The organism is Sporosarcina cascadiensis (assembly GCF_009650995.1).
GTDB classification, from domain to species: Bacteria; Bacillota; Bacilli; order Bacillales_A; family Planococcaceae; genus Sporosarcina; species Sporosarcina cascadiensis.
Map to the genome: position 1 here is coordinate 1 of NZ_WHVV01000056.1, position 235 is coordinate 235.

General features: G+C 37.4%; 1 rRNA gene. It reads left to right on the top strand.

Features of this window, described 5'->3' with window-relative positions:
• Window positions 1-145: 145 nt before the first annotated feature.
• Window positions 146-235 (top strand): 5S ribosomal RNA (rrf, locus tag GDZ68_RS18020); the annotation flags it as partial.

A 235-nucleotide genomic window follows, 5' to 3' on the forward strand; every position in this document is an offset into this window, starting at 1 on the left:
TAACCTATTATAAAAAGTAGTTACTTGAACTACCCAATGTCTTTTATCCAGTTTTGAGTGAACAAGCTTTACTCAAAAAACTAAAATAATACTTGCATTATTGATGTGATGTGTTATAATAGTAAATGTCCTTAAAAAGGATTAGTCTGGTGGCGATGGCAAAGAGGTCACACCCGTTCCCATACCGAACACGGAAGTTAAGCTCTTTAGCGCTGATGGTAGTTGGGGGTTTCCC